At 61.6% G+C, this 13,135-nt stretch carries 11 protein-coding genes; 10 read left to right on the top strand and 1 reads right to left on the bottom strand.

From position 1 onward, the window contains the following. Window positions 1-32 precede the first annotated feature (32 nt). The gene (locus tag QLG12_RS07850) at window positions 33-1,730 is read right to left on the bottom strand and encodes a sulfatase-like hydrolase/transferase (protein WP_282474266.1); all 1,698 of its coding nucleotides are present in this window, start codon (window positions 1,728-1,730) and stop codon (window positions 33-35) included. Window positions 1,731-2,122: 392 nt separating this feature from the next. Here QLG12_RS07850 and QLG12_RS07845 point away from each other — a divergent pair, with 392 nt between their 5' ends. The 10 genes from QLG12_RS07845 to QLG12_RS07800 are packed head-to-tail and all read left to right on the top strand — an operon-like array spanning window position 2,123 to window position 13,127. Next, window positions 2,123-3,475, top strand: coding sequence for a UDP-glucose/GDP-mannose dehydrogenase family protein (locus QLG12_RS07845; protein ID WP_236195289.1), 1,353 nt, complete (start codon window positions 2,123-2,125; stop codon window positions 3,473-3,475). Next, a complete protein-coding gene (locus QLG12_RS07840; RefSeq protein ID WP_197870962.1) occupies window positions 3,472-4,509 on the top strand; it encodes an NAD-dependent epimerase/dehydratase family protein in 1,038 nt (345 codons plus the stop codon). Before QLG12_RS07845 ends, QLG12_RS07840 begins: the two co-directional genes overlap by 4 nt. Window positions 4,510-4,527: 18 nt before the next feature. Continuing rightward, a complete protein-coding gene (locus QLG12_RS07835) occupies window positions 4,528-5,274 on the top strand; it encodes a sugar transferase (protein WP_064378939.1) in 747 nt (248 codons plus the stop codon). Next, window positions 5,274-5,921 carry a CpsD/CapB family tyrosine-protein kinase gene (locus QLG12_RS07830; RefSeq protein WP_011333467.1) on the top strand — a complete coding sequence of 216 codons (648 nt, stop codon included), beginning with the start codon at window positions 5,274-5,276 and terminating at the stop codon, window positions 5,919-5,921. Before QLG12_RS07835 ends, QLG12_RS07830 begins: the two co-directional genes overlap by 1 nt. Before the next feature lie 21 nt (window positions 5,922-5,942). After that, the gene (locus QLG12_RS07825; protein WP_197870960.1) at window positions 5,943-6,968 is read left to right on the top strand and encodes a polysaccharide biosynthesis/export family protein; all 1,026 of its coding nucleotides are present in this window, start codon (window positions 5,943-5,945) and stop codon (window positions 6,966-6,968) included. A gap of 17 nt (window positions 6,969-6,985) precedes the next feature. Further along, window positions 6,986-8,578, top strand: coding sequence for a Wzz/FepE/Etk N-terminal domain-containing protein (locus tag QLG12_RS07820; protein ID WP_011333465.1), 1,593 nt, complete (start codon window positions 6,986-6,988; stop codon window positions 8,576-8,578). Then, entirely contained in the window at window positions 8,575-9,666 is a 1,092-nt protein-coding gene (locus tag QLG12_RS07815; protein WP_282474265.1) for a glycosyltransferase family 4 protein, read from the top strand. Before QLG12_RS07820 ends, QLG12_RS07815 begins: the two co-directional genes overlap by 4 nt. Then, window positions 9,663-11,033, top strand: coding sequence for an O-antigen ligase family protein (locus tag QLG12_RS07810; protein ID WP_282474264.1), 1,371 nt, complete (start codon window positions 9,663-9,665; stop codon window positions 11,031-11,033). The genes QLG12_RS07815 and QLG12_RS07810 overlap by 4 nt, the downstream gene beginning before the upstream one ends. After that, entirely contained in the window at window positions 11,030-11,998 is a 969-nt protein-coding gene (locus tag QLG12_RS07805; protein WP_282474263.1) for a glycosyltransferase, read from the top strand. Before QLG12_RS07810 ends, QLG12_RS07805 begins: the two co-directional genes overlap by 4 nt. Next, the gene (locus QLG12_RS07800; protein WP_197870952.1) at window positions 11,991-13,127 is read left to right on the top strand and encodes a glycosyltransferase; all 1,137 of its coding nucleotides are present in this window, start codon (window positions 11,991-11,993) and stop codon (window positions 13,125-13,127) included. The genes QLG12_RS07805 and QLG12_RS07800 overlap by 8 nt, the downstream gene beginning before the upstream one ends. Window positions 13,128-13,135: the final 8 nt, after the last annotated feature.

Below are 13,135 nucleotides of genomic sequence, written 5' to 3'. Positions count from 1 at the left end.
CGTGTCGGCCAAGGATAGCGGATACCGACGCGTTACTGACCCACCGCCACACTCGTCGGCGCTTCACCCGGCGTGACGATGCTGTTCAGGTCGATGTGTTTCCACTCGGGTTTGGCCCCCAGCCGCGCGTTGAAACGGTAGTTGAAGGTGAATGCATCCGCCGTCGCCACGCTCAGCGGTTTGCCGTACACCGCTTCGATTCCCGGCAGGTCGTAGCCCATCAACTGCAACAGGGTCGGGAAGATGTTGTAGTGACTGGAGCGATCCTTGTTCGCCGCCAGTTGCGCCGACCAGTCGAGCGTCCGCAACTGCTCGCCCTGAATCACCACCAGCGGCACCAGCCCTTCTTCCTCCACCGGATCGCCGCCGCAGTGGGTGTTCAGTCCCGGATTACCGCGTTCGTGCAGATCCTGGCCGTGATCCGAGGTGTAGATCAGCAGCGCGTTGTTCAGATTGGCCTGGGCAAACACCCGCGCGAAGAACTCGCCGACATTCCACAGCACCGTGTTTTTGTAGGCATTGCGATACAGCACCCAGTCATCCGGCTGGCCGTTGAAACCGGTGCGCTCGCCGGTGTCGGCGACTTCCGTGAACTGCCCGCGCGGCAAGGTCGGGCGGTAGGCCATGAAGGCGTCGGGGTATTTGTCGTGTACCGGGAAATGCGCGCCGACCTTGTTGATCAACACCAACTCCGGCTTGTCGTCGTTGAGCAGTTCGATCAGTTTGGCGGCGGCAGCCATGTCGCGGTCGCGCACGCTGGTCTGGTCGAATTGCACGAATTCGTCGATATCCTTTTTTTCCGCATCGTTCATCAGATTCTGCAGGTTGCCGCCGGTGCGCTGAGCGTCGATGTACACGGTGCGCAGGCCGGCCTTTTTGGCGTACTGCCAGATCGACGGCAGCGTGCTGTTGATGCGCATGTAGTCGGCGCGGGTGCCGCCGTAGCGCAGGGTGACGTTGGTGTCGGCGCTGCAATTGGCGATGGACGCCGCGTAACCGTAATTGAAGATCTCGACACCCGGATGCGCTTGCTTGAGGTTGCTGTGCACACCGAATGGCGCGTTGATGTCCAGGTAATTGCCGGAAATGCTTTCGTCGATGATCAGCACGATGTCGTGACCGACCGCCGGGCCATTGCGCGCCAGGGTCACCGGCTCACGCGGGCCGACGGTGTTGTGCAGCGCTTCGTAGCCGAACAGGTTCAGATAGGCCAGCGGCGTGTACATGATCGGCAACCCGCGTGCCCCCTCGCCGGCGCGCACGAACAGTACGGCGCTGAGCAGCAACACACCGCACAACGGCGCAGCGATCCGCAAGGCATTGGGTACCGGGATTGCGTGCCGGGGCTTGAGACCGATCCCGAACAACAGCAGCAGGCCGTTGAGCAGCCCGTGAATGATCGCCCCCCGATACTGATACGCCGCTTCCTGAATGAAGCCGCCGGAGTACACCAGCGAGACAAAACTGCTATAGGTCAGGTAATCGGCGGTCACCCTCGTATAAACATCGAAGAACACCGCCGAAACAAACAGGGTTAATGCGAACAAATGCCGAATGAAAGTCTGACGTATATAGGCCGTTAGTAATAATGCGAAAGTCAGCGTCAAAAACATCGCGCCAAAAAGAAGTACTGCCAGACCAATACCCATCGCACTTAAACGGTCAAGGTAATATTCGGAATAAAGCAATAGATAAATAATTAAAAGCAGTTCTTTCAGATATCGAAACATGGCGATTCCGGGGTGCGTCCGACGAGGCATTGTCAAGGGTTTGTCGGTCAAAAACTGACACTAGCACCGGGCCATTAAAGCGCAAGAAATGTCGGACATAATCAAAAAGCGTCAAAAAACTGTTGACTCAAACCTGACACACCCAAGTCGTTAAAACCCTTGAATTTCGCGGCCTACGACCGTTTATCGTTTTCTTGTAAGTATGAAAAACACGTCAAGAACGGGACAAATCCATCTACAGCAAGCACTTGATGGCCTTTCGCCCCCAAAAATGGGGGTGTTATACCCTTGCAACATGTCATTTTGCTGACACGCTTTCCCCACGCTGCGCTATACCCCTTTTGACAGTTCCATTTTCGATCTTCCTTCACCGTCTTACGAGGCACGCCAATATGGACGTGAGCGTATTTGGTACGGGCTATGTTGGCCTGATACAAGCAGCCGCACTTGCCGATGTTGGACATCGCGTATTGTGCGTTGATATTGACCCGAACAAGATTAAACAACTGCAACAGGCAGTACCGCCTATTAGCGAGCCGGGTCTTTCGGCAACTTTGGAAGAAAATATCAAGGCCGGGCGTTTGTTGTTCAGCACCCAGGCCAGCGATGCGGTGGAACATGCCGGGCTGATCTTCATCGCCGTGGGCACGCCGGCCGACGAAGACGGCTCCGCCGACCTCAGCCATGTGCTCAACGTGGCGCGGCAGATCGCCAGTTTCATGGAAGACGATCGGACGCTGATCATCAAATCCACGGTGCCGGTCGGCACGGCGGATCAGGTGCTGCACACCGCTGAAGAAGAACTGCAGCGGCGCGGCAAAAATGGTCTGGCGGTGCGAGTAGTGTCCAACCCGGAATTTCTCAAGGAAGGCAGCGCCCTCGCCGACTGCATGCGCCCGGACCGGATCATCGTCGGCACCCGCGACGAACTGGCCCGCGAGCAGATGAGCGAGCTGTACGCGCCGTTCTGCCGCAACCACGAAAAACTGATGTTCATGGACAACCGCAGCGCCGAGCTGACCAAGTACGCGGCCAACGCGATGCTCGCCACCCGCATCAGTTTCATGAACGAACTGGCCAACCTCACCGAACTGCTCGGCGCCGACATCGAAGCCGTGCGCAAGGGCATCGGCTCCGATCCGCGCATCGGCTATCACTTCATCTACCCGGGCTGCGGCTTCGGTGGCTCGTGCTTTCCCAAGGACCTGCGCGCCCTGCTGCACACCGCCGAACACAACGGCATGCCGCTGAAACTGCTGCGCAGCGTCACCGACGTCAATGACGCGCAACGGCACATCCTGTTCAGCAAACTCAGGGCGCAATTTCCTCAAGGCCTGGCCGGCAAGTCCATCGCGATCTGGGGCCTGGCGTTCAAGCCGAATACCGATGACATGCGTGAAGCCCCGAGTCGTTACCTGATGGAAGCGCTGTGGGCCGAAGGCGCCAGCGTGCAGGCCTACGATCCGGAAGCGATGTCCGAGTGCCGGCGCCTTTACGGTTACCGCAATGACCTGCACCTGTGCGCCACCCGCGACGACACCCTGGAGGATGCCGACGCACTGGTGATTTGCACCGAGTGGAAGAATTTCCGCGTGGTGGATTTCGAGCTGCTGGCCAGCAAGCTGCGCTCGAAAGTCATCATCGACGGCCGCAACCTCTACAACCCGGAACAAGTGGCAGCCGCCGGCCTGCACTACAGCGGTATCGGCCTGCGCCACATCGCGCCTGACGGGTTGCGCTCATGAAAATCCTCGTCACCGGTGCGGCCGGGTTCATTGGTGCCCATTGCGTGTTGCGACTGCTGCGTGACGGGCATCAGGTAGTTGGTCTGGACAACTTCAACGGCTACTACGACCCGCAGCTCAAACTGGATCGCGTGCAATGGGTGCGCCACCAGGTAGGTGATTTCCAGATCGCCAGGGTTGATCTGGCCGATGCCGCCGCCGTCGACGCGCTGTTCGTCCGTGAATGCCCGCAAGTGGTGATCCACCTCGCAGCGCAAGCCGGGGTGCGTTACTCGCTGGAAAATCCACGGGCTTACATGGACAGCAATCTCAGCGGTTTCCTGAACATTCTGGAAAGCTGCCGGCATCACCCGGTCGAGCATTTGATCTATGCCTCGTCGAGTTCAGTGTATGGCGCCAACCAGCACACCCCGTACTCGGTGCATGACGGCGTCAATCACCCGCTATCGCTGTACGCCGCAACCAAGAAAGCCAACGAGCTGATGGCCCACAGCTACAGCCACCTGTTCGGGATTCCCTGCACCGGCCTGCGCTTTTTCACGGTGTACGGGCCATGGGGCCGGCCAGACATGTCGCCGATCCAGTTCGCCCGGGCCATCACCGAAGGCACGCCGCTGAAGCTGTTCAACTACGGTCGGCACCAGCGTGATTTCACTTACATCGACGACATCGTCGAAAGCATCGCCCGCCTCACCGACCATCCGCCACAAAAGCAGCCGGAGTGGGATCGCGAACACCCCGACGCGGGCAGCAGCATGGCCCCGTGGTGCCTGTTCAACATTGGCGGCCACCACCCGGTGGAACTGAAAACCTACCTGGCGCTGATGGAAAAGCACCTCGGTCAGAAAGCCGTGGTCGAGCTCTTGCCCCTGCAACCGGGCGACGTACTCAACACCTGTGCCGATACCGATGATCTGGCCCAGGCCACCGGGTTCCAGCCCCGGATAGAGCTGGATGAGGGACTTCGGCGGTTCATCGCCTGGTTCCGCGATTACTACCCCACTGCCTATCGCCCACGCGCCGCTCGCGGCTGAACATCAGCGGAGGACTCCATGACTGGACATGAGAAAGGTGTACCGATGCAACAATTGGTCCGTGATAAGCGCATGGATCCGGAACAGCGAATGCGCCTGGATGCGGCCATCCACCGCCAGGGCCAGGGCTGGATGACCGGTCGCGACGGCGGTCGCCCATGGCAGCTGTCGCGCACCAATCGGGTGGTCGCCTGTCTCGGCGCACTGATGATTCTGCTGATGATTTCGCCGCTGCTGATCGGTCTGGCGCTGGCCATCAAATTCACCAGCAAGGGCCCGGTGATGTTCGTGCAAAAACGCACCGGTTATCGCGGGCGCAAATTTGGCATGTACAAGTTCCGGACCATGGTCGCCAACGCCGAAGAGCTCAAGGAGTCGCTGCGCCATCTGAACAAGCACGGTGCCGACGCCATCGACTTCAAGATCGACCAGGACCCGCGCATCACCGGGATCGGCGGTTTTTTGCGGCGGACCAGCCTCGACGAATTGCCCAACCTGATCAACGTGGTGACCGGCGACATGCGCCTGGTCGGCCCTCGCCCGACCTCGTTCAACGCCTATCGCTACAAGGACAGTCACCTCGCCCGTCTGGCGATCTACCCCGGCATGACCGGCCTGTGGCAGATCTCCGGACGCAGCAATATCGACTTCGACCAGCGCGTTGAGTTGGACCTCAGCTACATCGCCGAGCAGAGCCTTCTGCTTGATCTGAAGATTCTGTTGAAAACCCCTTTCAAAGTATTCAGCGGCCACGGAGCAAGCTAATGGACGGTTCAACCAACAAAAGCCTCAGCATTGCCAGCCCCAGCGAGTCGAACCTGACCTCGACCGTGCTGGACCTGGATCTGCGGATCCTGTTCCTGACCGCCGCCAACCCCGGCGCCGGCACCACCACCAGCGCCCTGGCGCTGGCCAGTCAACTGGCGCAGATGAGCAGCGGCCAGGTGCTGTACGTCGACGCCAGCCAGTCGGCGAGCAACCTGACCCAGCAACTGAACCTGAGCAAGGAGCGCGGCCTGCGCGACCTGCTGTTCAACCCGGACAACCCGCCGCTGCTGCAGGACTGCGTGGTGCAGGTGTCGAGCCTGCCGTTTCATGTGCTGCCCAATGGCCGGCCGATCCGCACGACTGAACACCTGACTGCCGAGCGCCTGAGCCCGCTGCTGGATCAACTGGGCGCTCAGTACCGCTTTGTGGTGATCGATGGCGACGCGGTGTATTCGGCCGCCGACACGTTGGTCATCAGCACCCAGGTCGACGGTGTGGTGTTCGTGGTACGTGCCGAAGACACCCGCTGGGAAGTTGCCCAGGCAGCCGTGCAACGGTTGACCCAGGCCGGGGCCAAAGTGGTCGGCAGCGTGTTCAACCGACGCAAGTACTACATGCCTAAATGGCTCTACAAAAACCTGTAAGCAACCGCAAAGGATGACGCCATGAACGCCAGGATTCTTGTGCTGCTGATGCTGCCGCTTGCAGGCTGCTCGAGCACCTCCGAAACCCAGAACATGCCGGTGAACATTCTCACCGCCACGCCGGCCAACGCCCAGGCCACCGACATGCCGAAGGTCGAGCAGACCCTGCGCCCGCAGGATGTGCTGGACGTGATCTTCCACATCAGCACCAGCGGCTCGGACGCTTACCGCGTGCAGTCGGGTGACCAGATCGGCCTGAACTTCACCGCCGCCAGCCAGCTCAACGGTAACCAGTTGGTGCTGCCCGACGGCACCATCAACCTGCCGGGCGCCAACACGTCGGTGAAGATCGCCGGGCTGACCAGCGACGAGGCGCGGGATGAAATCCAGCGCGCTTACCAGCGCAAGCAGTTGTTCCAGCCCAACCGCAATCAGCTGACCGTGCAGATCATCAGCCCGCTGACCAACGAACAGAACCTCAAGAGCGCCCTCAACCACCCGGCCACCGGCATGAGCCGCGAGATCACCGTGGGCACCGACGGCTACGCGAGCTTCCCGGAAATCGGCGCCGTGCCGCTGCAAGGCATGACCGTCAATCAACTGGAAACCTTCCTCAACAAGCGCTACGCGCAACTGCCGGGAAGGATGACCGTGGACGTGCTGCTCAAGTCCACCGCCGGCAACGAAATCTATGTGCTGGGTGAAGTCGGCCAGCCCGGTTCCTACCCGATCCGGCGGCCAGTCTCGGTGCTTGAAGCGCTGACCCTGGCCCGAGGCACCAACGTCAAGGCGCGGCTGGACTCAGTGGTGATCATGCGCCGCAACGGCAATCAGGTGCAGGCCGTGCATTACGACGTCGAGAAGGCGCTGTCCGGCGATGCCTCGCAGATCGCCTACCTGCAACCGGACGACATGCTTTTCGTGCCGAAGACCAAACTGGCCAGCGCCGGCGATCTGGCCCGGCAACTGGCCGACGTGGTGCTGTTCCAGGGCGTGGGGTTCAGCTTCGGCTACCGCGTCGACAACAAAGGCAGCAACAACAACTGACTCTCGGGTGACCTGACATGAATCCAAAGGAAAACTACCTGCATGAGTTCTTCAGGATCTTCTTCGCCAACAAGCAGTTGGTGAAACGAGTGTTCCTGATCTTCGCAGTGATCGCGCTGGTGCTGCCGCTGCTGCTCAAACAGAGCTTCGATATCACCGCTCAGGTGATCGTGCAGTCGAAAAAGCTGTCACAGGGCGACGCCACCACGTCGCTGACCGTGGACAACGCCACCTTCATCCCGCCATCGCTGGCGGACATGGAAACCGAGAGCAACATCCTGCGTTCGCCGGCGCTGATCCGTCAGACCATCAGCGAACTGCGCGACAAGGGCGAATACACCCCGTCGCCCGGGATGTTCAACAAACTGGTGAGCGAGCCGTTCAAACGTTACATCAGCTCGCCGCTGCGCCAGTACGTGATCAACCCGGTGCGTAACGCCCTGGGGCTTGAGACCGATCCGGTACGCGACACTGCGCTGGATGCCCTGACCCAGCAAGCCATCGACAGCCTGAAGATCGAAACCCTGCCTGGCTCCAACGTGATTTCGATCGTCTACAGCTTCCCCGACCCGCATCAAGGCACGACGTTCGTCGCCGCCCTGTTGCAGAACTACCTGGTGAGCCGTCAGGCGCTGCAATCGATCGACCTGCCGCAGTCCTTCTACGAAACCAAGAAGCATCTGTATCAGGTGCGCCTCGATGGACTGGAAGGCAATCGTCAGGCGCTGCTGGAAAGCGTCGGCGCGTCGGATCCGAAGGAGGAAATCACCTTCCGCCTCAACGCGATCAACACCGAAGAGCAGGCGCTGAACCTTTACCGCGACCGCCTGCTGCAGAGCCAGCGCTGGCTCGAATACCTCAAGACCGCGCTGGCCGCCGCCAGTAACAGCAAACTCAACGACTACACCTTCCCCTACACCTTCACCACCACCGTCGACAACGTGGCGTTCGAGGATCGGGAAATCAAACAGATGGGCGAGCAACTGACCACCCAGGTCAGCCGCTACATGAACGATCTGGCGGTGTTCCAGCCCGGCAGCGAACCGATGTTGCTGACCCGCGAGCAAATTGCCCGTACCCGTCAGCAGTTCCTCAAGGTGGTGAGCAACCGTATCCAGGAACGCACCAATGATCTGGCCGTGGTTCAGCAGGTGATCGATCAGAAAACCGCGCGCATCGCCGAGTTCAAGAACCGCATCCACGAGCTGCAGCAAACCCAGAGCAAGCTGCGGCAGATGGACACCGAAATCGATGCCCTGCACGCCGCGTTCTCGACCTACGCCCAGCGTTTTGCTGAAAGCAGCACCACCCGCTCGCTGAGCGATGACCTGTCCAACGCCCGGGTGTTGAGCCCGCCGTTCGAGCCGACCGAAGCGGCGTTCCCCAAACCGATGCTGATCATTCCGTTCGGTCTGTTCACCGGTCTGTTGCTGGCGATTGCACTGGTCTACGTGCGTGAGTTCTTCGATCACCGCTTCAAACACCCGGCGCAAATCAGCCACGAGCTGGGCCTGCCGGTGCTGCTGGTGATCAACGACCAGAACGCGCAGCCGAGCAACCCGCACAAGAACTGGACCGTGCCGAGCTTTGTGCACTGGGTGCGCAATTGAACACGTCCTCCCCCCCGAACGCCGCCCTGCCGATCATGCATTTGCTCAGCAGCGGTGGCTTCTACGGGGCCGAGCGGATGTTGCTCGATCATTGCCTGGCGACGCCGGGGCAGCACCAGGTGCTGTTCCTCGATGCGCCGCCGGAACTGATCGCGCGCTTTCGCGAGGCTGGCGTCGACGCACAAGGCTGCGCAGGGCTGGCTGCCCTGCTGCGGCACTTGCGTCAGCGCCGGAGCGAGCGTCCGTTGATCAACACGCACAATTTCAAAGGGCTGTTGTTCGGTTGGGTCGGCGCCACGCTGTTGCGCCTGCCGCTGGTGATTACCCAACACGGTTTCACCCCGCGCAGCCGCAAGCAGAAGTTCTACACCTGGCTGAGCCTGCAACTGTGCCGCACGGCGTCGGTGGACCGGGTGGTGTGCGTCGCCGAAAGCATCGCGGTGTTGCACCGTCAGGCCAGCGTGCGTGCGGAGAAGTTGCAAGTGATCCCCAACGGATTGCCCGCGGCGGCCGCCTTCCCTTGCGACGCGCCAGGACCCCGCTGGCTCGCCGGTTACGTCGGACGCTTGAGCAGTGAGAAAGGCCCGGATCTGTTTCTCGACGCACTGATCCCGCTGTGTCATCAGCACCCGCAACTCGACGCGGTGATGCTCGGCGACGGCCCGGAACGCGAAGACTTGCAGGCGCGGATCGACGCCGCCGGTTTGCAGCGGCGCATCCGGTTGCCGGGTTACCAGACCGACATGCGTCACTGGTGGCAGCAACTCGATGCACTGGTGATCAGCTCGCGCACCGAGGGCACGCCGATGATTCTGCTGGAAGCGATGCAGGCCGGGGTGCCGGTGGTGGCATTCGGCGTCGGCGGAATTCCCGATGTGCTGGAGCACCGCCACAACGGCTTGCTCGCCGCCCCCACCGACAGCGCCGCCCTCGCCCGTCAGCTCGACACCTTGCTGTCCGAGCCCGGACTGGCACGGCAACTGCGCGATAACGCAAAACGCACGCAACAGGACCGCTACGACCTCAAGGCCCTGGCCGAACGCTGGTCGCAGCTGTACATCCGCACGGCACGGGAGGCACGCGCATGATTTTCCCGCTCTCGATCGTCAGTCTGTTGGGTCTGGCCTGCATTGCTCTGCTGGCCAGTCCCTGGCCCTACCTCGCGCCGGGTGCAGTGCTCGGTCTGGTGGGGTTCGCGGTGTTGTACCGCAAACCGACCTGGGGCCTGCTTGGTATTGCCGCCCTGGTACCGTTCGAGGGTTTCTTCAAGGACAGTTCGCTGTCCGGCAGCAAACTGATCGGTGCTTCGCTGGCCCTGATCCTGATGCTGCAACTGGCGATGCACCAGATTCCCTCGGATCGCCTGCGCAGCAATATCTGGCGCTTTCTGATCGCCTTCATGACCCTGTACTTTCTCAGCTTGCTCAACACTGACGACATGGGCATGTCGCTCGGTCATCTGCGGGAAATCAGCGTCGGCCTGATTCTGTTCGTCATCACCCTGCTGATCGGCCGCGAGCTGAACCTCAACCTGTTCGCCCGGCTGGTGACCCTGGCTGTCAGCACGACCTGCGCCATGGCCATGTTCTCTACCAAATTCCAGGATCAGGGCCGCGCCGCCGGCCTGCTCGAAGACCCCAACGCTTTCGCCCTGCTCATCGCCTTCGCCATTCCGCTGGGGCTGCTGCTGGTGATCCGCAGCCCGAACCTGCTGCATCGGCTGTTCTGGGGCGGTTGCTGCCTGCTGTTGCTTGGCGGCATGACCAAGACCGAATCGCGTTCCGGGCTGGTGGTGCTGGCCTTGAGTCTGGTGATCGGTTGCTGGCACTACCGCACGCAACTGGCGCGGATTCGCCCACGGCATCTGGGCTTTGCCATGCTCGGCGCCGCGATCGTGATTCCGCTGGCGATCTACGCAATGCCCGCCGGTTACATCGCCCGCATCCAGTCCCTCAGCGTGTTGAGCGCCGGCGCCAAGGGTCACAACGATGAGTCCCTCGGCCGCCGCGCCTCGTACATCGTGGTCGGCAGCCAGATGATCCGCGAGAATCCGCTGCTCGGCTCCGGCCCCGGCACCTTTCCGCTGCACTACGCCACCACCGGCTACGCCAAGGCGTTTTCCGCCAACCGCAAGATCGGCGACCTGTACCGCCGGGCGCACAACACCTACCTGGAAATCTTCAGCGAACTGGGGGTTCCTGCCGGCCTTATGTTCGTCGGCATGCTCGCGCTGGGCCTGTACAACCTGATGCGCGCACGCAAGGAATGGATGCTGCGGCGCAACTGGCAACAGGCGGATCTGATGACCCACCTGGGGGTGAGTTTTCTGTCGCTGACGCTGTTCCTGATGTTCCTCAGCGCGCCGAACCAGAAATACCTGTGGATCATGCTCGCCATGACCAGCGTCCTGCGCCTTAAAGCCGAACAGGCGCCACTGACGGAGGCCAGGGCATGAGCCGGATCAGTCTCGTCATTCCGATGTACAACGAGGCCCGGCACATTGGCCGCACCCTGCTGGCCGCGCAGAAAGCCGCCCACGCGGCGAATGTCGAATGCGAGCTGATCGTGGTCGACAACGGTTCCAGCGACGACGGTCCGCAGATCGCCCGGCAGTTCGGCGCCCATGTGCTGGTGATGCCAGGCCTGCTGATCGGTGCGCTGCGCAATCGCGGCACCGCCATTGCCACCGGGGAATGGCTGGCGTTCATCGATGCCGACATCGAAATGCCGGAAGACTGGCTCACGGGATTATTAGCCCTCGAAGCCGAAGGCCAGGCCGATGTGTTCGGGCTGGATCTGCACACCCCCGCCGCCGCGCCGTGGTACGCCACCGCGTGGCAGCGCCGCACCTTGCGTCCGACGAACCATGCCGCCCATGTCGTTGACTGGCTGCCCAGCGCCAATTTGCTGATGCGCAGGTCCTGGTTCGACAAGGTCGGCGGCTTCAATGAAACCCTGCGCACCGGCGAGGACAAGGAGTTCACCCTGCGTCTGCGCGAACGGGGCGCCCAGTTGCTCTCGGTCAACGAAAGCGTGGCCCTGCACTGGGGCTACGAAATGAACTGGCGCGAATGGATGGGCAAGGAATTGTGGCGCCAGGGCAGCCATCTGCAACTGCTGCGCAGTCACGGGTTCAGCCTGCGCCTGCTGCGATTTCCAATGTTGTCGATCTTCGTCTGGATTCTCGATTTCCTGGCGATTTCTGCCCTGCTCGACGGTTTTCCCCATCACGCCGCGATCATGGTGATGTTGACGCTGATTCCAGGGTTGGTGCTCAGCGTGCGCCAGAGCCACCGGCAACATGACCTCGGTTTCACCCTGCAACTGTGGGGCCTGCACTGGGTGCGCCTGCACCTGGCGGGCGCGGCGTTCATTCTCAGTCTGTGTCATTGGAACGCCAGGAGGCCTGCCCGTGGCTGAATTCATTTTCTGGATGTGCCTGCTGCTGCCGGCGTACGCCTATGTCGGCTATCCACTGCTGCTGACGCTGCTGGCGCCGCTGTTCCCGGCGTGGCGCCACGGCCCGGCACCGCCGCTGAACATCAGCATCGTCATCGCCGCCCACAACGAGGCGCGGCACATCGAACACAAGCTGCGCTCGCTGCTGTCCCAGGATTATCAGCCGGCGACCCTGCAAATCATTCTGGCCAGCGACGGTTCCACCGACGCCACCGTGGCCTGCGCTCACAAGGTCGTCGATCCGCGAATCACCGTGCTCGACCTGCCCCGCCAGGGCAAGGCCGCCACCCTGAATGCCGGCGCGGCGCTGGCCACGGGCGACATTCTGGTGTTCACCGATGCCGACAACCAATGGTCGCGGGAAACCCTCGGCTACCTGCTGGCGCCCCTGAGCGACCCACAGGTCGGCGCCTGCGCCGGGCACATGGTGATTCCGGTCACCGGCGGTGGCTTGAGCGTCGGCGACAGCCTTTATCGACACTACGAGGGATGGTTGCGCAGGGTCGAGAATCGCACCGGCTGCATGGTCTCCGCCGACGGTGCCCTGCTCGCCCTGCGCCGGGAACTGTTCGAGAACGTGCCGGCCGAGGTCAATGACGACTTTTTCATCAGCACCTGCGCGCCAGTGAAATTCAAACGCATCGTCTACGTACCCGAAGCGCAAGTGATCGACCACGGCGTCGACGAAGCGGACAAGCAATTCCGCCGGCGCCAGCGGGTCACGGTCGGCGGCCTGCAAAGCCTGGCGCAACGCAGTGAACTGCTGAATCCGTTCAAGCATGGGCTGTATTCGATTGCATTGATCAGCCACAAGCTGATCCGCCGTCTGGCGCCGATCCTGTTGCTGCCGCTGCTGCTGAGCAATTTCTGGCTGTGGGAAGACCACGGTTTCTATCGCCTGAGCCTGATCGCACAACTGCTCGGCTACGCCATTGCGATTGCCGGCCTGCTGGATTCGCAGCACCGCTTGCCCAAGCCGTTCCGCCTCGCGGCGTTCCTGCTGGTGACACTGGCGGGCATGAGCATCGGCCTGTGGCAGTTCCTGCGCGGCCAGCGTTATGCCCAGTGGAACCCTGACCAAAACCGTTGAGAGGGACA

This window comes from Pseudomonas sp. V88_4 (assembly GCF_029967985.1).
GTDB classification, from domain to species: Bacteria; Pseudomonadota; Gammaproteobacteria; order Pseudomonadales; family Pseudomonadaceae; genus Aquipseudomonas; species Aquipseudomonas glycinae.
Note: the sequence above shows the minus strand (reverse complement) of the source record. Positions and strands in the feature narration are given on the sequence as shown.